Source organism: Curtobacterium sp. MCBD17_034 (assembly GCF_003234515.1).
Lineage (GTDB): Bacteria > Actinomycetota > Actinomycetes > Actinomycetales > Microbacteriaceae > Curtobacterium.
In genome coordinates this window covers 1-20,525 of the sequence record NZ_QKTN01000015.1, presented here as the reverse complement: position 1 = coordinate 20,525, position 20,525 = coordinate 1, and the positions used below count along the sequence as shown (strand labels likewise).

Genomic DNA, 20,525 nt, shown 5'->3' with positions numbered 1-20,525 from the left:
GACCGGCGTGGGGCAGGAGCAGGACCGACTCGAGTTCCCGAACGCGCCGCGGACGGCACTCGAGCGCACCATCGGCGACCTCGTCGATCGCGCGAACGAGGTCCTCGCGACCCAGGGGCGTCTCCGGCAGCTCCTCCGCGCGAACCGGCTCGTGGTCGAGGAGCTCGACCTGCCCGTCGTGCTCCGGCGCATCGTCGAGGCCGCGGTCGAACTCGCCGGCGCCCGCTACGGCGCGCTCGGGGTGATCGCCCCCGACGGCACCCTCGAGCAGTTCGTCCACGTCGGGATGTCCGACGCGGAGGTCGCCGCGATCGGGGACCTCCCCCGCGGCCGGGGGCTGCTCGGCGCGATCCTGACCACCACGACCCCGACCCGGCTCGAGCACCTCGCAGCGGATCCCCGAGCAGCCGGGTTCCCCGAGCACCACCCGCCGATGGAGGCGTTCCTCGGGGTGCCGATCCGCGTGCGGGACGAGCTGTTCGGCAACCTGTACCTGACGCGGGAGTCCGGCGTGTTCAGCGAGGAGGACGAGGAACTCGTGGCCTCCCTGGCCGCCACCGCCGGCGCGGCCATCGACCACGCGCGCCTCTTCGACGAGTCCCGACGCCGCCAGCGGTGGTCGGTGGCGCTCGCCGACGTGACGACCGCGCTGCTGTCGTCCGATGCCGTCGACGGCCTCGGCGTCGTCGTGGACCGCGTCGCCCCGCTGGTCGACGCCGATCTCGCCTGCGTGCTGGTCCCGGACAACACGGGCTTCCGCGTCGACGGCGCCCGCGGGGTCGACGCACACGATCTCGGAGCGGTGATCGAGGACGCCGACGACACGATCGCCGGCCGGTCCATCGAGAGCGGGCACGTCACCACGGGCGACCTCCGCGAGGACTCCGTCGACTGGCCGGACGGACTCCGATGGGCCGCCGCGGTGCCGTTCGCCGCGACGGCCGCCCCGCACGGAACGCTCCTGCTCGCGCGTCGAGCAGGACGCCCGCCGTTCGCCAGCTCCGAACTCGACCTGGCGTCGGAGTTCGCGGCACAGGCCAGCGTGGCGCTCGAGCTCGCCCGCGGACGGCTCGACCGGCAGGAGCTCCAGCGCATCGAGGACCGGAGTCGGATCGCGCGTGACCTCCACGACCACGTCATCCAGCGGCTGTTCGCGGCGGGCCTGACGCTCCAGAGCCTCGAGCCCGCGGTCCCCGCGACCGTCCGTCAGGAGTTCGCGGACCAGATCGACGCCATCGACACCGCGATCGCCGAGATCCGCACGGCGGTGTTCGCGCTGAAGACACCGCCCCGCACGGCCCCGACCACCATCCGGCACCGCGTCCTCGACACGATCGCCGAGGTCACGCCCATGCTCGCCGGGCCGCCGAGCGTCACCTTCGGTGGGCCGGTGGACGCGCTCGTCCCGGACGAACTCGCCGACGACGTCGTCGCGGTCGTCCGGGAATCGCTGACGAACGTCGGGCGCCACGCGCGCGCCTCCACGACTGACGTCCGCGTGCTGCTCGAGGACGACCACCTGACCGTGCTCGTCGAGGACGACGGCCGCGGGCTCGGCCGCCCGGGCCGGGCGAGCGGCACCGCGAACCTCGCCGCACGGGCTGCCGCCCGCGGCGGCCACTACGCGCTCGACGGCCGCGACGGAGGCGGCACCACGATGACCTGGCGGGTCCCGGTGACCGAGGGGGAGGCAGCATGACGATCCGCGTGTTCCTCGTCGACGACCACGAACTCGTCCGGCAGGGCGTGGCGCGGATCATCGACGCGCAGCCCGACCTCGAGGTGGTGGGCGAGGCCGAGACCATCGGCCGGGCCGTCCCGCGTATCGCCGCGACCCGGCCGGACATCGCCGTGCTCGACGTCCGCCTGCCGGACGGCAGCGGCATCGACCTGTGCCGGACGGTGCGCTCGGCCAATCCGGACCTCCCGTGCCTCATGCTCACCGCCTACGACGACGACGAGGCGACGACGGCCGCGGTCCTCGCCGGAGCGAGCGGGTCCGTTCTCAAGGACATCCGTGGCAACAAACTCGTCGAGGCGATCCGCCGTGCCGCCTCGGGTGAGACCCTCTTCCCGGCCGACGCGGGACGGCGCGTGCGCTCCGCGGTCGTCCCCGCGAGCCCCGGCTCCGACGCGGGACTCACCCGGCGTGAGCAGCAGATCCTCGACCTCATCGTCGAGGGCCTGACGAACCGGCAGATCGGCGAACGACTCCACATCGCCGAGAAGACCGTGAAGAACAACGTGACCGTCCTGCTCGGCAAACTGCATCTCGAGAGTCGGACGCAAGCGGCCGTCTACGGCGTCCGGCGCGGCTGACCGTCCCGGGCCTCCCGGTCGTCCCGACGCGGTCGGGACCAAGTGCCCTCCTGCACCAGCCGGTCCTGGCGGGACCCTGGTTCCATGCCCGAGCGCGACGAGGTCCGACGACTCCCCACCGATGAGTGGGAGCGCCTGAAGCGCGACGCGCGCGAGCGCGCGGAGCACCGGCTGGCGGCCCAGCGTCGCGGCGGCAGTGACAGCGGGCAGCACACCGACGGAAGGCAGGAACCGTGAACCGCACCGTACTCGACCGACTCCTCTCCGCGAGCGGCGCGGTCATCGCCCTCGTCCTGCTCCTTGCGGGTGTCCTCATGACCTGGGCGCACGTGTACGTGCACGACCAGGTGCGGGACCAGCTCGTCGCCGAGAAGATCCAGTTCCCGGCGAAGGGCAGCGACGCGCTGAAGAGCAAGGACATCGGTCCGTACCTCAACCGCTACGCCGGACAGCAGCTCGAGACCGGCGCACAGGCGAAGGCCTGGGCCGACCACTACATCGCAGTCCACCTGCGGGAGATGACCGGCGGGAAGACGTACTCCGAACTGTCCGCCGAGGCGCAGGCGCACCCGAAGGACGCCGCACTCGCCGCCGAGGTCGACACCGTGTTCCGCGGCGAGACCCTCCGCGGCCTGCTCCTCAACGCGTACGCGTTCGACACCATGGCCACGCTCGCGCTCATCGGCGCGGTCGTCGCGTACTCCGGCGCCGTCGTGATGGCGGTGCTGGCACTGCTCGGACTCCGTCACGCCCGCCGGTACGCCGACGCCGCGGCGAGGCGCCCATCGGCCGAGAGCCGGGCGGCGGCCGTCTGAGCGGTTGCTGGCTCCGCTGCGTGCCGCATCGAACACCCCTGTCCGCACACAACAGGACGCTGCGGTGCCGGCCGGGCGTCGGAGCCCCGACGCCGTAGCCTCGACCCATGTCTGAGATCGTCCACGTCGTCCTCGTCCAGTGGAGCGGGGACCACGCGTCATCCGAACAGCGCGCCGCGGAGCTCGTCCGGCAGCACCTCCCCGGCATCGACGGGGTGACGTCGGTCGATGCCGGACCCAGCGTGAGCAGCGAAGGGCTCGAGGGGCGGTTCGACTGGATGCTCGTCGTCGGGTTCCGGGACCGCGCCGCGCTCGACGGCTACCTGCCGCACCCCGACCACCAGCCGGTCGCCGCGTTCCTCGGCGGGGCGAGCGCCGACCTGGTCGTGTTCGACATCGAAGCGGGGTCCTGACCCCGGCCGGAGCACCGCACCCGCCGCACACCGGGACCGCGCCGCATCCGCCGCGCACCGGGACCGCACCGCACCCGCCGCGGACCCGGTCCCCATCGCGCCGCGCTCGTCCGGACCGCACCCCACCGACGGAATACCATCCGCCGTATGGTTTCCCGTCCCCTCCCGCCGATCGTGCCCCTGGCCGTCATCGTCGGCATCTCGCCGTTCGCGACGGACATGTACATCCCCGCGCTGCCTGCGCTCGCGAGGGACTTCGGGACCTCCACGAGTGCCGTGCAGGTGTCGCTCACGGCGTTCCTGGTCGCGTTCGCGGTCGGTCAGATCCTCGTGGGACCGCTCAGCGACTCGGTGGGGCGCCGGTCCATCCTCCTGGGCGGGACCGCCCTGTTCGCGGTGGCGTCGTTCGCCTGCGCCGTCGCCCCGGACAACGCCGTGTTCGTGATCGCGCGCGTGGTCGAGGGCCTGGGTGGTGCCGCCGGTGCGGTCGCGGGGCGCGCGGTGGTCACCGACGCCGCGCCTCCTGCCGACCGTCCACGCATCTACGCGGCGCTCGCCGCGATCAACGCCGTCGGACCGGTCGTCGCGCCCCTGGCCGGTGGCGCACTCCTGCTCGTCGGTGACTGGCGGATCATGTTCGTCGCGCTCGGGGTGCTCGGCCTCGTCCTCTTCGCGATCGTGCTCGTCCGCATCCCCGAGACCCTCGCGCCGCAGGACCGGTCGTCGGGAATCGGTCTCGGCGCGAACCTCCGCCGGATGGGCACGTTGCTGGCCATCCCGCGCTTCGACTGGTACCTCGTGTCCTCGTGCGTCGCGACGATCGGCTTCTTCGCCTACATCTCCACGAGCTCGTTCGTGTTCCAGTCCGAGTTCGGGTTCAGCGAGACCGGGTACACCGTCGTCTTCGCCGTCGACGCCAGCTGCATGATCCTCACCACCCTGGCGTTCCGGCGGCTCGTCCGACGCTGCAGCGAGGACGCGCTCCTGACGACGGGACTCGTGGTCGGTGCCCTCGGCGCGGTCGGTGTGCTCGTCAGTGCACTCGCAGGCCTCGGGCCGATCGCGGTCTGGGTCTGCCTGGCGGTGGTGACGGGTGCCTGGGGCTTCGTGATCACCGGGTCCACGACGCGGACGCAGGCCCTCGGTGCGGCCTTGCCCGGTACCGCCGCGGCGCTGCAGGGTGGCATCAGCTTCGGGCTCGGCGGCCTCGGCACACCGCTGGCCGGGTGGTTCGGGGGGACGGCGGTCGCGATGGGGGCCGTGATGGCGACGGGGATCGTCATCGCCGCGGTCGTGCAGGTGGCTGCATCGGCCCGTGCCGGAGCGTCCGGGACCCGACTGGGCTGACCGCAACGACACCACCGCAGAGGAACCACCGCAAAGAAACCATTGCAAAGAGCACTTTGCAAAGGTATCTTCGGAGTCATGGCGACGAACACCCCCGAGCCCCGCGTCCTGCGGGTCGAGGCCCTCAAGGCCCTCGCGCACCCCGTGCGGACCCGGCTGCTCAACGAGCTCGCCTCGCACGGCCCGGCCACGGCCACCGCGCTCGGTGCCCGGATCGGCGAGTCCTCCGGGTCCACGAGCTACCACCTGCGCCAGCTCGCCAAGCACGGCATCGTCGAGGAGGCTCCCGAACTCGGCAGCGGCCGTGACCGCTGGTGGCGGCGCTACGCCGGCCCGCTCGAGTTCGGCGACCACGGAACCGACCAGAGCCGGGCGGAGCGCACGGCCACCGTGCTCGCGAGCATGAGCTTCCAGGACACGACGGCCGAGTTCATCCGCGACGCCCTCGCCTCGTCGGACGACCTGCCCGAGGCCTGGCGCGACGTCAGTGACTTCTCGACCGCCTGGCTCCTCATGACCCCGGACGAACTCGCCGAGCTCGACCGGGGGATCAACGACCTCATCGGTCGGTACCTCCGCGCCAACGACCCGGCCTCGCGCCACCCCGACCCGGCTGCGCGTCGGGTGTTCGTCAACTACAACCTGTTCCCCGTCCTCGACGTCCCCAAGGAGTGACCATGAACGCGACCGTGCCCGTCACGTCCGTCCACCCGGTCGAACGAGCCGCCCACCGCATCGGGCTCGGGCTCGTCCACTGGAGCACCGCCCGCGCGGATCGCCGCGCACGCCGTCTCGCACGCGTCGCCGTGACGACCCCCGCACCTCGGGTCCTCCACGAACGCGCCGCCGTCCTGCACCACGCGTCGCTCGACCGGGAGGCCCGGGAGCGGTCCTGGGAGCGGCTCGCGTCGGCGCTGCCCCGGATGCGCTGAGCCCGGACGCGGTCGTGACCGCAACCGCGTCCGCGTCCGCGTCCGTGACCGCGACCGCGACCGCGAACGCGGCCGAGGCCCGCGCGGCATGATCGATCACGGGGCGGGCCGACCGCCCACCGAGGAGGACGAGCATGACCGACAACCACCCGTTCCGACGCCTGCCCGAGGTGCCCGCGTTCACCGTCACGAGTGACGACGTGCAGGACGGCCAGGAGTTCCGGCCCCCGCAGTGGTCGGGGATGATGGGCGTCCCCGGCGGCGAGGACGTCTCGCCCCAGCTCACGTGGAGTGGCGCTCCCGAGGGCACGAAGAGCTTCGCGGTGACCATGTACGACCCGGACGCCCCGACCATGTCCGGCTTCTGGCACTGGGCCGTGGCGAACATCCCGGCCGACGTGACCACGCTGCCGACCGGAGCGGGGGCTGCGGGCGGGGCGGGCCTCCCGGACGGCGCGATCCAACTGCAGAACGACGCCCGGGCGCCCCGGTTCGTCGGGGCGGCGCCGCCCGCGGGCCACGGTCCGCACCGGTACTTCATCGTCGTGCACGCGCTCGACGTCGCGGACATCGGAGTGCCGGCCGACGCCACGCCCGCCTACCTCGGGTTCACCATGTCGTCGCACATCCTCGGCCGGGCGACGCTCGTGGCGAGCGCGGAGACGCCGGGCGAGGCGTAGGCGCGACCCCGCCGCCGTCTTGGTGGATCCTGGGGGCGGCGGGTCGACCGTCGAGGTGACGGAAGGAGCGGTCCCGTGGGCGTGTGGTGGTCGTCGGTGCACGAGGTGCTGGTCGATCGGCTCACGCTCGGCACCGACGGGGTCCGGGGCCGGGTGTCCGGCCGATGCGACCAGGACCCGGATCGCCTCGCCTCGCGGCGGTCCGCCGTCCGCATCGGGCTCCAGGTCGCCGTCGTGTCGGCGGCGCTCGTGGCGTCCATCATCCTGCTCGTCGTCGTGTACGTGGTCTGGCAGCTGACCCCGCAGCAGCAGCACGAGTACCACGGCCCCGAGGACGTGCACGTCTACCTCGACACGATCGACCTGACGATCGCGGTGGTCGGCGTCGGCGGGTTCGCGGTCGTGCTCGCCGGGATCGCGACGTGGATCATCGCCCGGCGGGCGGTCCGTCCCATCACGGAGGCGTCGCGGATGCAGCGCACGTTCGTCGCCGACGCGAGCCACGAGCTCCGAACGCCGTTGACCGTGCTCAACGCGCGTGTGCAGCAGCTCGAGCTCCGCATGGACGCGGACGATCCGCGTCACGGGATCGTCGAGGAGCTCCAGGCGGACACCCGCGTGCTCATCGACATCGTCAACGACCTGCTCGAGGTCGCGGCCGGGAGGCCCGGGGAACACCCGATGACACCGCTCGGACCCGAGTTGGCCGGTGCCGCGAACGACATGGGTGTGCTCGCCGACGCGCGGGGTGTGCGCCTCGACGTCGGCGACAGCGACGCGGTCGTGTCCCTGCCGTCGACGCAGCTCCGGCGCTGCATCGTCGCGCTCGTCGACAACGCGATCGGGCACACGCCGACGGGCGGGACCGTGACCGTCACGACGGAGCGTGCCGAGCGCTGGGTCGCCATCCGGGTCCGCGACGAGGGTCCGGGGATCACGGGGATAGCCCCGCGGCGGGTCTTCGACCGGTTCGCCCACGGCAACGCGGCCCGTGCGGCCGGCTCGCGGCCGACCGGTACGACCCGGTCGGGCTACGGCATCGGCCTCGCGCTCGTGCGGGACATCGCGGTCCGGGCGGGCGGCGAGGTGCGGGTGGAGCACACGGGCGCGGACGGCACGGTGTTCCTCCTGCGGTTGCCGCTGGCTCAGCGCACGGCGCGGACGTAGCGGACGACCTCGGTGCTCGCCCGGACCCAGGTGCCGTCGACGCGGTAGCCCTCGGGGGCCAGGGCAGCCGAGACGGTGCTCCGCTCGTCGTGGGCCGTGCCCGTCAGCAACCAGACGACCCGTGCGCCGTCCGCGGTCCGGCCGATGTCGGCGATCGGACGCTGCGTCTCCCACAGCCCCGCCGATGCGGAGGCCGGGCGGACGAGCAACGGGTCCCGGAGGCCGCGGAACGCCCTCGGGTACGTCTCGGCGATGATCCGCGACGTCGCGAGGGGGTGTCGATCGACCGGCCCGTAGACGACGGCGTCGACCTGCCCGGCCGGTTCGTGGGCCCGCTCCGAGCGGACGAGCCGGGCGACCTGGTTCCACGCCGAGTCGTCCTTCGCGGTGACCGTCCGCTGCTGGACCCACGTCGGGGCGGTCAGCGCGACCGCGAGGAGGAGGACGCCCGCGGTGACCCGGGCGAAGAACCGGTCCGGGAGCGCGGCGACCGGGAGCGCCATGCACAGCGCCACCGCCGGAGCGCCGAAGGACACGTAGCGCGGGGAGTACAGCGGGTTCGTCACGAGCGACGCGGCGATGAGCCCGACCGTCGGCACCGCCGCCCACGGCAGCGCGACCGCGAGCAGGGATCGGCCGCGCGCGGAGGTCAGCCCGACCGCGACGCCGGCCACCGCCAGCAGCCAGCCGAACACCGTGAACGCGGGGTTGAGTGTGAACCACTGGGTGACCACGACCTCCTCGACCGTGTGGCGGCTGATGTGCTGGATCCAGTCGATCTGCGCCGACTGCGTCGCGGAGGCCCGGGCCAGCGGCACGAGGGCCACGACCGTCACCGCAGCGGCGAGGAGCCAGCAGCGCAGCGCGCGCTGCGCCCCGCGGGTCCGGGCGGTCCGGCGGGCCAGCGGGACCGCCGCCGTGACGCCGTGCCCGACGGTCACGAGCACGAGGTAGAGGAACACCGCCCCGCCGAGCAGCGACACCGCGACGTACCCGACCCACCACGGCCAGGAACGGAGGCCCGTGACGCTCCGCCGGTGCGCGGCGAGGAACAGGATGGTCGCCGCCACCGCGAGCAGCGTGCCGAGGGCGAACGAGCGCCCCTCGGTGCCCATCCACGTGACCCGCGGGAGCAGTGCGAAGAGAGCGCCCGCAACCACGCCGGTCCTGAGGTCGACGAGCATCCGGCCGAGCACGACGAGGAGGGCCGCCGCCGCACCGACCGCGACCGCGGACGGCAGCCGGAGCGTGAACGGAGCGTATCCCGCGACGACGAACCACAGGTGCATGAGGCCGTAGAAGGTGGCGTGCACGACGTCGACGTGCTGGACCTCGCGCGCGAGCGCCGGCCAGGGACGGGTCGCGGACACCACGGTCGCGGCTTCGTCGTACCAGACGGACGGGACCCAGTCGAACGCGACGGCGATCACCGTGGCGGTGAGCCCGACCACGACCGGCGGCAGCCAGGCGCGGTGGCGAGGGTCGAGTCGGATCGTGTGGGCGTCGATGGACCCGCCACGGAGCGGCACTGTGGACATGAAGACCTCCGGACGTCAGGCTGCGCCGCGCCCTCCAAGGAAGGACCCAGCAAGCCGGACGCCTGCTGGGAGTTCCCTGAGCCCTCTTGGCGCTTTCTGGGCAGCGGGTCTCGATGCTGGAGTCATGGACAGCACGCGAACGGGACGAGGCCGGATCCTCGATGTGGTGTTCCTCGTCGGGATCGCCCTGAAGGGCATCGACGGAGCGGCCGAGCTGCTCCTGGGCCTGCCGCTGCTGTTCCTCCGCCCGGCACAGATCAGTGCCGTCGCCCACCTGCTCACCGCGCGCGAGCTCGCACAGGACCCGCACGACCTCATCGCGCACCTGATCCTGCACGGTGCCGCGGCACTCGGCGCCGACGCTGCCCTCTACGCCGCCGTCTACCTCGTCGTGCACGGCCTCGTGAAGGTGGTCGTCGTCATCGCGCTGGTCCGCGGCTCCGAGCGCGTGCACCCCTGGGCGATCGCTGCGCTCGCCGCGTTCCTGGTCGCCCAGCTCGTCGAGATGGTCGTGCACCCGTCACTCGGGGTCGGGGTGCTCTCGGCGTTCGACGCGGCGATCATCGTGCTCACCTGGCGCGAGTGGCGGCAGCACCGGACCCTCCGCGACGCCCTGTACGGAGCCGTGCCCGCACTCGCACGCCGTCGCACCCGTCGTCGTGCAAGCGGGATGGAACCCGTGGTGCGGGCGCGCTAGCGTCGCTCCATCGGGTGTTCACCCCCCGGCGGAGGTCTGGGCCTGGGCGCCCGACCTCGACGCCCGGCCGACCGGGTTCGCGAACGTCGCGCGCGTGGCGCAGGAGGACGGGCACGCCGGTGTCGTCATCAACCCCGCCGGCGACCCCGCGCCGCTCCGGCTGCAGGCCTTCGCTGATCGCTTCCCCCTGTCCTGAGGTCCGCCCTCGGACCGGCCGGGCTGTCGGTCCCGGCTCCGCCCGGTGACGCTCAGGGTGTGCCGATGCGGTACCCCACCCCACGAACGGTGGCGATGAGGTCCCGGTCGGTCTTCCGGCGCACGTAGTGGACGTACGTGTCGACCGTGCCGAGCTGCTCGCCCTTGTCGAACACGGCCGTCAGGATGTGCGCCCGCGAGAACGTGCGCGTCGGCTCCCGGGCCAGCAGGCGGACGAGCGCGGTCTCGCGTTCGGTGAGCCCGATCCTCCCGGCGTACGGCGAGGTGATGGTGCCGGTCTCCGGGTGGAGGGTCCACCCGCCGATCGCGATCGCCTCGCCCTCGGGCGCGTAGTCGCGCGTGAGGGCGCGGAGCCGGGCTCCGAGTTCCGCGAACTCGAACGGCTTGACGAGGTAGTCGTTCGCCCCGGCGTCGAGGCCGGACACGCGGTCGTCGAGCGAACCGAGCGCGGTGAGCATGAGGATCGGCGTGCTGATGCGGCGTCGGCGGATCTCCTCGACCACGGCCACGCCGTCCATGCCCGGCAACCTGCGGTCCACGACCATGACGTCGAAGTACCGCTCGACGGCGGCCGTGACCGCCTGCTCGCCGTCGGTCACGAGGGTGACGTCCCAGTCCGCACCGAGCACGTCGGCGACGATCGGACCGAGGCGCGCGTCGTCCTCCACGAGCAGGAGGCGCGGTGCCGGCTCCGTCATGCCCCGATCCTGGCCGTCGGCGTCACCGGCGCACCGCACGCCGCGCCGCACTCCGCTTCCGGAGCACCCCGATGACGACGGGGAGGACCGAGACGACCACCACCACGACCATGAGCGCGTCGATGTTGTGCGCCACGAACGGGATGCCGCCGAGGAGCACCCCGACGACCGTCAACACCGCCACCCAGCCCACGCCGCCGATGGTGTTCCAGACGATGAACCGTCGGTAGTGCATGGCCGCGGCGCCGGCGGCGAGCGGCACGTACGTCCGGACCACGGGGACGAATCGCCCGAGCACGAGCGACAGGCCGCCGTACCGGACGAAGAACGCCTCGGCCTCGCGCAGGCGCGCACGTTTGAGCACTCGCGCGTCCTCGCGGAACAGCCGACGCCCGAACCGACGCCCGAGGACGTAGCCGACCTGGTCGCCCGCGATCGCGGCGAGGGACCCGACGACCGCGACCTGCCACGGGGTGATGCCGAGCGCCGAGGCCAGGATGGTCGCGGTCAGGATGAGCGAGTCGCCGGGGAGGAACGGGAACAGCACCCCCGACTCCACGAACACGAGCACCGCGAGGCCGACGAGCACCCACGGCCCGAACGCGTGCAGGATGGAGGCGGCGTCGAACAGGTGGATCGCGAGGGGCACCGGCCCATCCTCCGGATGCGGCTCCCAGGAACGGCCAAGACCGACGCTCCCTTGGTGGCTTCTTGGACCGGGCGTGTGATCGTCACGGCATGCTGCGGAACAAGGTGCCCGAGATCACCCTGCTGTTCTGGGTGACGAAGATCCTGACGACCGGCATGGGGGAGACCCTGTCGGACTTCCTCGTCGGACACGTCGACCCCGTCGGCGCCGTGCTCGCGACCGCCGTCCTGTTCGCCGCCGCGATCGTGGCCCAGTTCACCGTCCGCCGGTACGTGCCGTGGCTGTACTGGCTCGTCGTCGTGCTCGTCGGCGTGCTCGGGACGATGATCGCCGACTTCACCCACGTCGTCGCCGGCGTCCCGTACCTGGTGTCGACGTCGGTGTTCCTCGTGCTCCTCGTCGCCGTGTTCGTCACGTGGCGGGTCGTCGAGGGCACCGTCGACGTCCACGCGATCGACACCCGCCGCCGCGAGGCCTTCTACTGGGCGGCGGTCGTCGCCACGTTCGCCCTCGGGACCGCCGCTGGCGACCTCGTCGCGTCGCGGTTCCACCTCGGGTACCTGCTCGGCGGGGCGGTGTTCGTCGCGGCGATGTGCGTGCCGATCGCGCTGTACCTCGGGCGGGCGCTCGCCGCCGTGCCCGCCTTCTGGGTCGCGTACGTCCTGACCCGGCCCGTCGGGGCGTCCTTCGCCGACTGGGGCGCCGTGTCGTCCGCGCGCGGCGGTCTCGGGTTCGGCACCGGACCCATCAGCGCGGTGCTCGCCGTGCTCATCGTCGTGTGCGTCGCGGTGCTCAGCGTGCGTCAGAGCCGACGGGCCGACCTCGACACCCGGGAGTGGCCGGCCGACAGCCTCGCGCCGTGACCCACGTCGGCAGCCACGCACGCTACGGTCCCAGGTCATGACCTGGTCCTCGGACATCGGCCCGAGTCTCCTCGGCGTCGGGGTGCTCGTGGTTGTCGCGACCGTCGTGCTGCTCCTCGTCCGGGCCCCGAGTCCCGTCGCGCCGGCGCTCGCCGTCCTGCGTGGCGCGCTCCAGCTCGCCGTCATCAGCGTCGTCCTGAGCGGGGTCATCCACGACGTCCGGTGGGTCGCGGCCGCCCTGGTCGTGATGTTCACGGTCGCCGTGAGCACGGCCTCCCGACGGCTCGGCCCGCTGCGACGGACGGCGCCGATGGTGGCGTCCGCGATGGGCGCCGGGATCCTGCTGTCCCTCGCCGTCGTGTTCGTGACGGGCGCGATCGCGTTCGACGCGCGGTACGCCCTGGCGATCGGCGGGATCGTGGTCGGCAACGCGATGACCGTTGCCACGCTCGCCGGACGCCGGTTCCTCGAGCTCGTCGACGACCGGTGGGAGGAGGTCGAGGGCTGGCTCGCGCTCGGTGCACCGCCCCGGACGGCCACCCGGGACCTCGCCCGTCGGGCGGTGCACGCGGCGCTCATACCCTCCACCGACCAGACGCGGACGACCGGACTCGTGACGCTGCCCGGCGCGTTCGTCGGGGCCATCTTCGGCGGGGTCTCGCCGGTCGAGGCCGGGCGGTTCCAGATCGTCGTCCTCGCGGCGATCATCGCGACCGGGGCCGTGACCGCGGCGATCGTCGTGCGGTGGCTCGGGCCCGTGCGGACGCGCCCGGCGGCGCCGCGCTGACGCGGTCGCCCGGCGTGGGTCAGCGGAACGCCGACGCGGGGATGACCTGCAGCTGCGAGTCCGCGTACCCGCCGACGTACAGGTCGCCGGTCGCCGGGTCCCGATCGAACGACACCGGCTGGCGGACCGTCGGCACCGTCCGCACGAGCTGCGGTGCGCCGTCGGCACGGACGCGGAGCTGCGCGATCTCGTCGGTGTTCGCGAGCGCGGTGTAGATCGTCCCCGTCGCGGCGTCGGCGCGGATCCAGAAGGCGCGGCCGGGGACGGCCGCGCGACCGAGCGCCCGGGGTGTCCCACCGATGTCGTACGTGAGCACCGCGTTGCCGCGCACGTCGCAGACGGCCACCCGGTCCCCGCCGACCGGCACGACGTGGCTCGGGCCCGCGCCGGCGGGCAGGGCGGCGACGAGCCGCAGCGTCGTCGCGTCGTAGACGAACAGCAGGTTCGCCGCGACGTCGACCACCGCGACCCGGTTCCCGACGGCTGTGATGCCACCGGGTTGGACGGGCTGCGTGAAGTGCGCGACCGTCCGTCCGTTCCGCAGGGCCCGGACGCCATGCCCGAACTCCTCGGTGACGAACGTGGTGCTGTTCACCCGCACCGCCTGGTGCGGGTGCCGGCCCGTCGACGCCGAGCTGACGAGGTGGAGTGACGGCAGCGCCAGCGTGTAGAGACGATCGCGGTCCTCCGCGGGGAGCAACAGGGGACCGTCGGGATCGGCGAGGTCGATCATCCGAGCGGAGCCGGGCACGGCCTTGGTCGTGACCGCGCCGGTGTCCATGTCGTAGCGGACGAGGCGGTCCTGCTTCCGCTCGGCCAGGTACACGGTGTGCACGGAGTCGGCCACCGCGACGCCCCAGGGATGGGCGGTGGCGGGAAGTCGGACGACCCGACCGGCCGGCGTGACGGGCGGTGGCGGCGCGTCCCCCGGTTCCGCCGCCTTCGTGACCGCGTGGCCCCGGTAGCCGGTGCGGGCGTGCGTGGCGGACGCGGACGGAGCGGTCGACCCGGAACAGGCGGCGAGCACGGCCACGAGTCCGCACGAGACGAGCACCGCCAGCGCGGCGCCGGGTCGACGACCACGGCGTCGCGGACGCCGGTCGCGCGAGGGCCCCGGTGTTCGCCCGGACGGTCGGCTCGAGGCGGCGCTCGCGGTGTCCATCGCTCCACCCTGCCCGCCTCGGCCGCACGTCCGCCGAACGAGGGCGGCGGGCCACCGCCGTCCCACGCCGGCCGCACGACCGCTCGTCGACCCCGCCCACGTCTGACCACGCGGCCCACGCCGGGAGCCCGACGGGGCCAGACGCACCCGGGCACCGGAGCGCGCTGTACTCGGGGCGGTCCCGCTCCTACCGTGAGGGGCATGACGATCGCGACCACGGTCCTCCCGGCGCTGAACGGGTTGGGCACCGGACTCGCGCTCATCGTCGCCATCGGCGCGCAGAACGCGTTCCTGCTCCGCCTGGCCGTGACCGCACCCCGACGCGTCGTCGCAGCAGCCGTGGGGATCTGCGCGGGGTCCGACGCCGTCCTCATCCTGGCGGGGGTGCTCGGCGTCGGCGCGGTCGTCGAGCGGGCGCCGGTCGCTCTCGTCGTGGTGCGGTTCGTCGGCGCGGCGTTCCTCCTGACCTACGGGGTGCTGGCGGCACGCCGGGCGATCCGGCCGGCGGGGGACGCCCTCGACGTCCGCGCGGTCGGCACCGACGACGGGACCACCGCGGGGACCGCTCGGCGCGCGGTCCTGACGATGCTGGCGTTCACGTGGCTCAACCCCCACGTGTACCTCGACACACTCGTGTTCCTCGGGTCCGTCGCGAACGAGCAGGGCGTCGACGAACGGTGGTGGTGGGTCGGCGGCGCGGTGGCCGCGAGCTGCTGCTGGTTCTCGGCGCTCGGGTTCGGGTCCCGGATGCTCCGCCCGGTGTTCGCCCGACCGGGGGCGTGGCGCGTGTTCGACGCGTGCATCGCGGTCGTGATGGTCGCGTTCGGGGTGCGGTTGCTGCTCGGGGCGTGATCCGGCGCGCGGGCGTCGGACGACGGCTCAGCCGAGCAGCCACCCGTTGTCCGCCGCGATCCGCAGCGCCTCGGTGGCGTTCCGCGCCGCGGTCTTGCCGATCGCAGCGCTGAGGTGGTTCCGCACCGTGCCCTCGGACAGGTGCAGCTCCGCGGCCACGCCCGCGACGGTCGGCGCCGTGCGGAAGGCGATGAGGACCTCCGTCTCGCGTGCGGTCAACGGCGAGGGGCCGGCGGCGAGCGACTCCGCCGCGAGCACCGGATCGACGACGCGGAACCCGGCGGCCACCCGGCGGACGGCGTCGGCGAGCTGTTCCGCGGGCGTGTCCTTGACGACGAACCCCGACGCGCCGGCCTCGAGCGCGCGGCGCAGGTAGCCCGGTCGGCCGAACGTGGTGACGATGAGCGAGCGGCAGGACGGGAGGGCCGTGGCCAGGTCGCGTGCCGCCCGCAGCCCGTCGGCCCCCGGCATCTCGACGTCGAGCAGGGCGACGTCCGCGCCCGACGCCCGCGCCGCATCGACGACCTCGTCCCCACGGCCGACCTGGGCGACGACGCTGATGTCCGACTCGAGCGACAGCAGGGACGCGAGCGCGCCGCGGACCAGGGCCTGGTCGTCGGCGAGGAGGACCCGGATCGTCGACGAGCCGGGCATCGCCGCCGACGCCGTCACGCCGGGCGTCTCCGCGGCGCTCACCGACGCCCCCGCCCGACGCGGAGGAGGAACCCGCCGAGGTCGCTCGTCCCGGTCGTCATGGTCGCACCGACCGCGTCCGCACGCTCGCGGAGTCCACGAAGCCCGTTGCCGCCGAGCGGTGCGCCGACGGGCGCGATCCCGTCGGCCAGGTCGTCCGACGCACCGGCGCCGTCGTCCTCGACGGTGATCGCGCTGCGGGTCAGGGTGACCCGAGCGCGCGTGGCGGCGGCGTGCCGGACGACGTTCGTCACGCCCTCGCGGAGCACCCACGCGAAGAGCGACCTGCTGTCGGCCACGACGGCGTGGGCGTTCGCGGGGAGGTCGGCGTCGATCCCGGCGGCCTGGAGCGCTGCCCGGGCGGACACGAGCTCGGCGTCGAGGTCGGCCTCGCGGTACCCGCTCACCGCCTGCCGGAGACCCTGCAGGGCCTCGCGGGCGAGCCGTTCGACGTCGGCCATCTCACTGCGCGCGGCGGCGGGGTCGCGGTCCACGAGCCGCCCGGCCAGCTCCGACTTGATCGCGACCACGGTCAGGGAGTGGCCGAGCACGTCGTGGAGGTCCCGCGAGAACCGGGCGCGTTCCTCCACGACGGCGAGGCGCGTGATCTCGTCCTGCGCGACGCCGAGTTCCTGCTCGGCGGCCCGCTGGCGCCCGAAGAAGGTCATCGACGCGCCGATGGACACGGTCACGAGCGGCGCGAACAGCAGGCCGTCGTTCGAGCTCACGTCCCATCCGGCGATGCCGCAGATCACGACCTGCGCGGCAGCGATCGCCAGGATGGCCACCGCGGCCACCCACATCCGCACCGCGACGAACCCGACCAGTGACGCGAGCAGGAACCACGTCCACATGGCGACGGCGCCGAGCGGCACGAGGGGCAGGACGCTCAGCAGGGCGAACGTGCTGAGGACGACGATGCGGCCGGGCAGCCGTCGTCGCCACATGAGCTCCGGCGCGACGAGGTACGCCACGTAGACCACGGCGAGCACGACGCTGTCGACCACGTGCTTGCGGACCGAGCCGCCGTCCGTGAACACCGCGAGGACGAGGAGCGCCTGCCACGCCAGCCCGAAGAACGCCCCCGGGTACCAGCGTCGACGGGCCGTCCGGAGGTCGCCCTCCGCCATGCCCGGCGCGCCGGACCACGGGAACGACCGGGAGGTGCGGCGTACGTCCTCCGTGCGCCGCACCTGGGTCGTCTGGGTCGCGTCCGTCACGCGATCCAGCGTAGGTCCGGTCACTGCCGTGCGGCGTCGCGGCGGTAGCGCCAGACGACGACCGCGGCGAGACCGAACGCCCAGGCCGCCAGCACCAGGGCGGGTTCGAGCATGCTCCCGTCCGCGCCGGCGCCCATCTGGCCCATCCGGTCGAGCCAGTACGACGGGACCCCGTGCGCGAGGGTGCTCATCCACGACGGCATGATCGACAGCGGGACCCACAGGCCGCCGAGGATCGCGAGCCCCATGAACACGACCATGAACAGCGGCTGTGCGAACGAGGGGCGGGCGAACTGCCCGATGAGGATCGCGATGAGGGCGAACGGCACCACCCCGGCCCACACGCCGACGCCGGCGACGAGCCAGCGGCCGGGTGCGAGGTCGGCGTGCAGCGCGAACACGGACACGAGCGTCACGACGACGATGCCGAGCGCGGCGACCGCCATCGCGGCGATGACCTTCGACACGAGGAACCCGACCCCGGACAGCGGGGTGATCCGCAGCTGCCGGTTCCATCCGATGGACCGTTCCGTGACGATCGTGAACGCCTGCCCGAGTGCCGCCATCATGGCGCCGTACGACGCCATCTGCAGCGTGGTGACGACGAGCCACGGCAGCTTCGTCGCGGGGTCGACCTGACCGCTCGACCCGTAGGCGGACCCGAACGCCAGGAGCATCACCACGGGCACCGCGATCGTGAACACGAGCGACCGGACGTTGCGGAGCTGCCGCTTGGCCTCGAGGGCGACGTACCGGATCGGCAGGCGACCCCGGGTCCGGAGCGGGACGGGAGCGGTCAGGGCGTCGTCGGTGGGCGAGGTCGCCGCGGTGTCGGTGACCCGAACCGGCGTGGAGGGGATGGACGTGCTCATGATCGGGCTCCGGTCGTCTCGGCGGACGACGGCTCGTCCGTGGTGCGGGTGAGGGCGAGGAAGGCGTCGTCCATCGTGGACGGCACCACCTCGATGTCGTGCGCGGCGGGGAACGCCGCGAGCAGGGCGCGCAGGGTCGTGTCGGATCGGTCGGTGACGAGCGTGACGGTGCCGTGCCGTTCCTCCAGATCGCTGACGCCGGGCAGACCGCGGAGCGCGTCGTGGTCCGCGGGGCCGACCCCGGTGAACCGGATCGTCCGGGCGGCGGCGATCGCCTTGATCTCGGCGGGGGTGCCGTCGGCGACGATCCGTCCGTCGCGCATGATCACGATCCGGTCGGCGAACGTGTCGGCCTCGTCGAGGTAGTGCGTCGCGAACACGACGGTGCGGCCGGTGTCCGTGAACTCGCGCATCGAGGACCAGAAGGTGTGCCGGGCCTCGACGTCCATCGCCGCGGTCGGCTCGTCGAGCACGAGCAGGTCCGGGTCGGACACGACGGCCACCGCGAACCGCGCGCGCTGGAGCTGCCCGCCGGACAGCTTGTTCACGCGGCGGCCCGCGATCTCGGTGCAGCGCGCGCGGCGGAGTGCCTCGTCGACGGACATCGGGGCCCGGTGGGCGCTCGCGACCAGGGCGACGGAGTCCCGGACGGTGAGGTCGGGCAGGAGCGCACCGCCCTGGAGCATCGCACCGACGCGGCCGTCGACGATCGCGTCACGCGCCGCGCCGCCGAAGAGCCGCACACTGCCCGCCGTCGGGGTGGCGAGCCCGAGCGCGAGGTCGACCGTGGTCGTCTTGCCGGCCCCGTTCGGGCCGAGGAGGGCGACGACCTCGCCCCGGTGGATCGTCAGGTCGACACCGTCGACCGCGGTCACCGCACCGAACCGCTTGTGCAGTCCGGCCAGCTGGATGATCGGCGTTTCGTTCATGCGGCCAGCGTGGCGGAACCGCGGGCGCGGGACGTCTGCGGTCCGTCATGGATCCGGCGTGACATTCGTCATGGTGCGGAGGCGGTCGGGTCGAGGCCGGGGCGGTGTGCATCTTGCACCGGTTCACACCCCGGTAACGACATGTTGCACATGGTCGGCCGGTGTCCGGACTCCTAGCGTTGGCGCAACCCCGCGCCGGCGACGCACTCCGCGTTCCGGGCCCGTCCGACCCGAGGAGCCACAGATGGCCAGCGACACCGCAGCTTCGGCACCACCCGTCTCGTCATCGTCGGCGACGGTCGCCGTCGACGACTACTCCCTCCGCCGTGTGCCGCAGTCCGCCCGCTACGGGTGGTTCCAGGTGGCGGTGCAGCGGTTCGGGCAGATCTCGGCCCTGTCGCAGTTCCTGCTCGGGGCGACGCTCGGCTTCGGCATGAGCTTCTGGGCCGCGTTCTGGGCGATCACGCTCGGCGCGGTGATCCTCGAGATCGTGTCGGTCTTCGTCGGCGTGATCGGGGTCCGCGAAGGCCTCAACACCTCCGTGATCGCGCGGTGGACCGGGTTCGGCAAGGGCGGCTCCGCGCTCGTCGGGCTCGCGATCGGCATGAGCCTCATCGGGTGGTTCGGGATCCAGTCGGGCGTCTCGGCGTCCGGGCTCGTCGCGATCCTGCCGATCCTGCCGGCGTGGGCGTGGGCGCTCGTGTTCGGCCTGCTCGTCACGGCGATCGTGCTCCGCGGGTTCCACTCGATGCAGTGGCTGGCGAACATCACCGTGCCGCTGTTCCTGGTCCTCGTCGGGTGGGCGATCACCGTCGAGCTGAGCAAGCACTCGATCGCGGAGCTCGCCGCCAAGGCCCCGGCCGGTCCGCACATGGGCTTCGTGGCGGGCACGACGCTCGTCGCCGGCGGGTTCATCGTCGGGGCCGTGATCACCCCCGACATGACCCGGTTCAACAAGAGCACCGGCGACGTCGTCAAGCAGACGCTCCTCGGCGTGACGCTCGGCGAGTACGTGATCGGCCTGGCGGGCGTCCTGCTCGCCCACGCGGTCGGGTCCTCGGACATCACGCGCGTGATCACGTCGTCGGTCGGCTGGGTCGGCGTGCTCGTGATCCTGCTCGGCACGTTCAAGATCAACGACTGGAACATCTACAGCTCGAGCCTCGGCGTCACGAACTTCATCGACGCCGTGTTCGGTCGACAGGTGAACCGGGGCGTGGTCACGCTCGTCATGGGCGTCGTCGGCTCGGTGCTCGCGGCGGTCGGGTTCCTGGGCGCGTTCACGCCGTTCCTCACCGTCCTCGGCGTCGTGTTCCCGCCGATCGCCGGGATCATGGTCGCCGAGTACTTCGTCGTGAAGACCTGGCGCCGCGAGCTGAGCGCCGCCGCGGACGTCCCGGCGACCTCACCGACGTGGGTGCCGATGACGCTCGTCGTGTGGGCCATCGCGGCCCTGATCGGGTACTTCGTCACGATCGGCATCCCCTCGATCAACTCGGTCGTCATCGCGTTCGTCCTCTACGTGATCGCCGGCAAGGCCGGCCTGGTCCGCGGCGTCGGGGTCAGCCACACGGAGACCGCACCGGTCCCGGCCCGCTGAGCCCGGGCCTCCCGGCCGGGAGGCCCGCCCCCGGCGCCGCGGACCAGGCCGGCCTTGCCGGCGATCACGTAGAGGA

The 20,525-nt window shown here is 73.1% G+C and carries 23 protein-coding genes; 15 read left to right on the top strand and 8 right to left on the bottom strand.

Annotation, left to right across the window (positions count from 1 at the left end):
* The first annotated feature begins 7 nt into the window (after positions 1–7).
* The 10 genes from DEI92_RS15555 to DEI92_RS15515 all read left to right on the top strand — a co-directional run bounded on the left by DEI92_RS15555 (position 8) and on the right by DEI92_RS15515 (position 7,673).
* The gene (locus DEI92_RS15555) at positions 8–1,699 is read left to right on the top strand and encodes a GAF domain-containing protein (RefSeq protein ID WP_258370243.1); all 1,692 of its coding nucleotides are present in this window, start codon (positions 8–10) and stop codon (positions 1,697–1,699) included.
* Positions 1,696–2,319, top strand: coding sequence for a response regulator transcription factor (locus DEI92_RS15550; protein WP_111014169.1), 624 nt, complete (start codon positions 1,696–1,698; stop codon positions 2,317–2,319). Before DEI92_RS15555 ends, DEI92_RS15550 begins: the two co-directional genes overlap by 4 nt.
* An 84-nt stretch (positions 2,320–2,403) precedes the next feature.
* A complete protein-coding gene (locus DEI92_RS16625; RefSeq protein WP_181434991.1) occupies positions 2,404–2,556 on the top strand; it encodes a hypothetical protein in 153 nt (50 codons plus the stop codon).
* Entirely contained in the window at positions 2,553–3,134 is a 582-nt protein-coding gene (locus DEI92_RS15545; protein WP_111014168.1) for a hypothetical protein, read from the top strand. The genes DEI92_RS16625 and DEI92_RS15545 overlap by 4 nt, the downstream gene beginning before the upstream one ends.
* Positions 3,135–3,241: 107 nt before the next feature.
* Positions 3,242–3,547: a Dabb family protein gene (locus DEI92_RS15540; protein WP_111014167.1), complete on the top strand. Its 306-nt coding sequence runs from the start codon at positions 3,242–3,244 to the stop codon at positions 3,545–3,547.
* Positions 3,548–3,694: 147 nt separating this feature from the next.
* Positions 3,695–4,894, top strand: a complete 1,200-nt coding sequence (locus DEI92_RS15535; RefSeq protein ID WP_111014166.1) for a Bcr/CflA family efflux MFS transporter — start codon at positions 3,695–3,697, stop codon at positions 4,892–4,894.
* Positions 4,895–4,972: 78 nt separating this feature from the next.
* Positions 4,973–5,569: a transcriptional regulator gene (locus DEI92_RS15530; RefSeq protein ID WP_111014165.1), complete on the top strand. Its 597-nt coding sequence runs from the start codon at positions 4,973–4,975 to the stop codon at positions 5,567–5,569.
* Positions 5,570–5,571: 2 nt separating this feature from the next.
* Positions 5,572–5,826 (top strand): hypothetical protein, encoded by a 255-nt coding sequence (locus DEI92_RS15525; RefSeq protein ID WP_111014164.1) that lies wholly within the window; start codon positions 5,572–5,574, stop codon positions 5,824–5,826.
* Positions 5,827–5,960: 134 nt separating this feature from the next.
* Positions 5,961–6,506 (top strand): YbhB/YbcL family Raf kinase inhibitor-like protein, encoded by a 546-nt coding sequence (locus tag DEI92_RS15520; RefSeq protein WP_111014163.1) that lies wholly within the window; start codon positions 5,961–5,963, stop codon positions 6,504–6,506.
* A gap of 75 nt (positions 6,507–6,581) precedes the next feature.
* On the top strand, positions 6,582–7,673 hold the full coding sequence (locus DEI92_RS15515) for a sensor histidine kinase KdpD (protein ID WP_111014162.1): 1,092 nt from the start codon (positions 6,582–6,584) through the stop codon (positions 7,671–7,673).
* Here DEI92_RS15515 and DEI92_RS15510 read toward each other — a convergent pair.
* The gene (locus DEI92_RS15510) at positions 7,652–9,211 is read right to left on the bottom strand and encodes a hypothetical protein (RefSeq protein WP_146249170.1); all 1,560 of its coding nucleotides are present in this window, start codon (positions 9,209–9,211) and stop codon (positions 7,652–7,654) included. The genes DEI92_RS15515 and DEI92_RS15510 overlap by 22 nt on opposite strands.
* 124 nt (positions 9,212–9,335) lie before the next feature.
* Here DEI92_RS15510 and DEI92_RS15505 point away from each other — a divergent pair, with 124 nt between their 5' ends.
* The gene (locus DEI92_RS15505) at positions 9,336–9,908 is read left to right on the top strand and encodes a DUF2127 domain-containing protein (protein WP_111014160.1); all 573 of its coding nucleotides are present in this window, start codon (positions 9,336–9,338) and stop codon (positions 9,906–9,908) included.
* Positions 9,909–10,156: 248 nt separating this feature from the next.
* On the opposite strand, the gene DEI92_RS15500 is transcribed toward DEI92_RS15505, so the two are convergent.
* Together DEI92_RS15500 and DEI92_RS15495 are read right to left on the bottom strand one after the other, a co-directional pair.
* On the bottom strand, positions 10,157–10,822 hold the full coding sequence (locus DEI92_RS15500; protein WP_111014193.1) for a response regulator transcription factor: 666 nt from the start codon (positions 10,820–10,822) through the stop codon (positions 10,157–10,159).
* A gap of 22 nt (positions 10,823–10,844) precedes the next feature.
* On the bottom strand, positions 10,845–11,471 hold the full coding sequence (locus DEI92_RS15495) for a DedA family protein (protein ID WP_111014159.1): 627 nt from the start codon (positions 11,469–11,471) through the stop codon (positions 10,845–10,847).
* Between the two features lie 89 nt (positions 11,472–11,560).
* Here DEI92_RS15495 and DEI92_RS15490 point away from each other — a divergent pair, with 89 nt between their 5' ends.
* Both DEI92_RS15490 and DEI92_RS15485 read left to right on the top strand, forming a co-directional pair.
* Positions 11,561–12,334, top strand: a complete 774-nt coding sequence (locus DEI92_RS15490; protein WP_258368762.1) for a hypothetical protein — start codon at positions 11,561–11,563, stop codon at positions 12,332–12,334.
* 37 nt (positions 12,335–12,371) lie between these two features.
* Entirely contained in the window at positions 12,372–13,121 is a 750-nt protein-coding gene (locus DEI92_RS15485; protein ID WP_111014158.1) for an ABC transporter permease, read from the top strand.
* 19 nt (positions 13,122–13,140) lie between these two features.
* On the opposite strand, the gene DEI92_RS15480 is transcribed toward DEI92_RS15485, so the two are convergent.
* Positions 13,141–14,283 (bottom strand): YncE family protein, encoded by a 1,143-nt coding sequence (locus DEI92_RS15480; RefSeq protein ID WP_111048198.1) that lies wholly within the window; start codon positions 14,281–14,283, stop codon positions 13,141–13,143.
* 201 nt (positions 14,284–14,484) lie between these two features.
* On the opposite strand from DEI92_RS15480, the gene DEI92_RS15475 reads away from it, so the two are divergent.
* Complete coding sequence (locus DEI92_RS15475; protein ID WP_181434989.1) at positions 14,485–15,135, top strand: LysE/ArgO family amino acid transporter; 651 nt, start codon at positions 14,485–14,487, stop codon at positions 15,133–15,135.
* 27 nt (positions 15,136–15,162) lie between these two features.
* Here DEI92_RS15475 and DEI92_RS15470 read toward each other — a convergent pair whose 3' ends face one another.
* From DEI92_RS15470 to DEI92_RS15455, 4 genes are read right to left on the bottom strand one after another with little or no spacing between them, the layout of a single operon-like run.
* The gene (locus DEI92_RS15470; protein WP_111014192.1) at positions 15,163–15,789 is read right to left on the bottom strand and encodes a response regulator transcription factor; all 627 of its coding nucleotides are present in this window, start codon (positions 15,787–15,789) and stop codon (positions 15,163–15,165) included.
* Between the two features lie 38 nt (positions 15,790–15,827).
* Positions 15,828–17,048, bottom strand: coding sequence for a sensor histidine kinase (locus DEI92_RS15465; protein ID WP_111014156.1), 1,221 nt, complete (start codon positions 17,046–17,048; stop codon positions 15,828–15,830).
* Between the two features lie 20 nt (positions 17,049–17,068).
* On the bottom strand, positions 17,069–17,920 hold the full coding sequence (locus DEI92_RS15460; protein ID WP_258370242.1) for an ABC transporter permease: 852 nt from the start codon (positions 17,918–17,920) through the stop codon (positions 17,069–17,071).
* Positions 17,917–18,849, bottom strand: coding sequence for an ABC transporter ATP-binding protein (locus DEI92_RS15455; RefSeq protein ID WP_111014155.1), 933 nt, complete (start codon positions 18,847–18,849; stop codon positions 17,917–17,919). The genes DEI92_RS15460 and DEI92_RS15455 overlap by 4 nt, the downstream gene beginning before the upstream one ends.
* A gap of 244 nt (positions 18,850–19,093) precedes the next feature.
* On the opposite strand from DEI92_RS15455, the gene DEI92_RS15450 reads away from it, so the two are divergent.
* Positions 19,094–20,449 (top strand): cytosine permease, encoded by a 1,356-nt coding sequence (locus DEI92_RS15450; RefSeq protein WP_111014154.1) that lies wholly within the window; start codon positions 19,094–19,096, stop codon positions 20,447–20,449.
* Positions 20,450–20,525: the final 76 nt, after the last annotated feature.

Bases quoted from the DNA above. Each gene is read 5' to 3' on its own strand.
- DEI92_RS15550 (WP_111014169.1), top strand. From the start codon at position 1,696: ATGACGATCCGCGTGTTCCTCGTCGACGACCACGAACTCGTCCGGCAG.
- DEI92_RS16625 (WP_181434991.1), top strand. From the start codon at position 2,404: ATGCCCGAGCGCGACGAGGTCCGACGACTCCCCACCGATGAGTGGGAG.
- DEI92_RS15540 (WP_111014167.1), top strand. From the start codon at position 3,242: ATGTCTGAGATCGTCCACGTCGTCCTCGTCCAGTGGAGCGGGGACCAC.
- DEI92_RS15535 (WP_111014166.1), top strand. From the start codon at position 3,695: ATGGTTTCCCGTCCCCTCCCGCCGATCGTGCCCCTGGCCGTCATCGTC.
- DEI92_RS15530 (WP_111014165.1), top strand. From the start codon at position 4,973: ATGGCGACGAACACCCCCGAGCCCCGCGTCCTGCGGGTCGAGGCCCTC.
- DEI92_RS15525 (WP_111014164.1), top strand. From the start codon at position 5,572: ATGAACGCGACCGTGCCCGTCACGTCCGTCCACCCGGTCGAACGAGCC.
- DEI92_RS15520 (WP_111014163.1), top strand. From the start codon at position 5,961: ATGACCGACAACCACCCGTTCCGACGCCTGCCCGAGGTGCCCGCGTTC.
- DEI92_RS15510 (WP_146249170.1), bottom strand. From the start codon at position 9,211: ATGTCCACAGTGCCGCTCCGTGGCGGGTCCATCGACGCCCACACGATC.
- DEI92_RS15505 (WP_111014160.1), top strand. From the start codon at position 9,336: ATGGACAGCACGCGAACGGGACGAGGCCGGATCCTCGATGTGGTGTTC.
- DEI92_RS15500 (WP_111014193.1), bottom strand. From the start codon at position 10,822: ATGACGGAGCCGGCACCGCGCCTCCTGCTCGTGGAGGACGACGCGCGC.
- DEI92_RS15490 (WP_258368762.1), top strand. From the start codon at position 11,561: ATGCTGCGGAACAAGGTGCCCGAGATCACCCTGCTGTTCTGGGTGACG.
- DEI92_RS15485 (WP_111014158.1), top strand. From the start codon at position 12,372: ATGACCTGGTCCTCGGACATCGGCCCGAGTCTCCTCGGCGTCGGGGTG.
- DEI92_RS15480 (WP_111048198.1), bottom strand. From the start codon at position 14,283: ATGGACACCGCGAGCGCCGCCTCGAGCCGACCGTCCGGGCGAACACCG.
- DEI92_RS15475 (WP_181434989.1), top strand. From the start codon at position 14,485: ATGACGATCGCGACCACGGTCCTCCCGGCGCTGAACGGGTTGGGCACC.
- DEI92_RS15470 (WP_111014192.1), bottom strand. From the start codon at position 15,789: ATGCCCGGCTCGTCGACGATCCGGGTCCTCCTCGCCGACGACCAGGCC.
- DEI92_RS15460 (WP_258370242.1), bottom strand. From the start codon at position 17,920: ATGAGCACGTCCATCCCCTCCACGCCGGTTCGGGTCACCGACACCGCG.
- DEI92_RS15455 (WP_111014155.1), bottom strand. From the start codon at position 18,849: ATGAACGAAACGCCGATCATCCAGCTGGCCGGACTGCACAAGCGGTTC.
- DEI92_RS15450 (WP_111014154.1), top strand. From the start codon at position 19,094: ATGGCCAGCGACACCGCAGCTTCGGCACCACCCGTCTCGTCATCGTCG.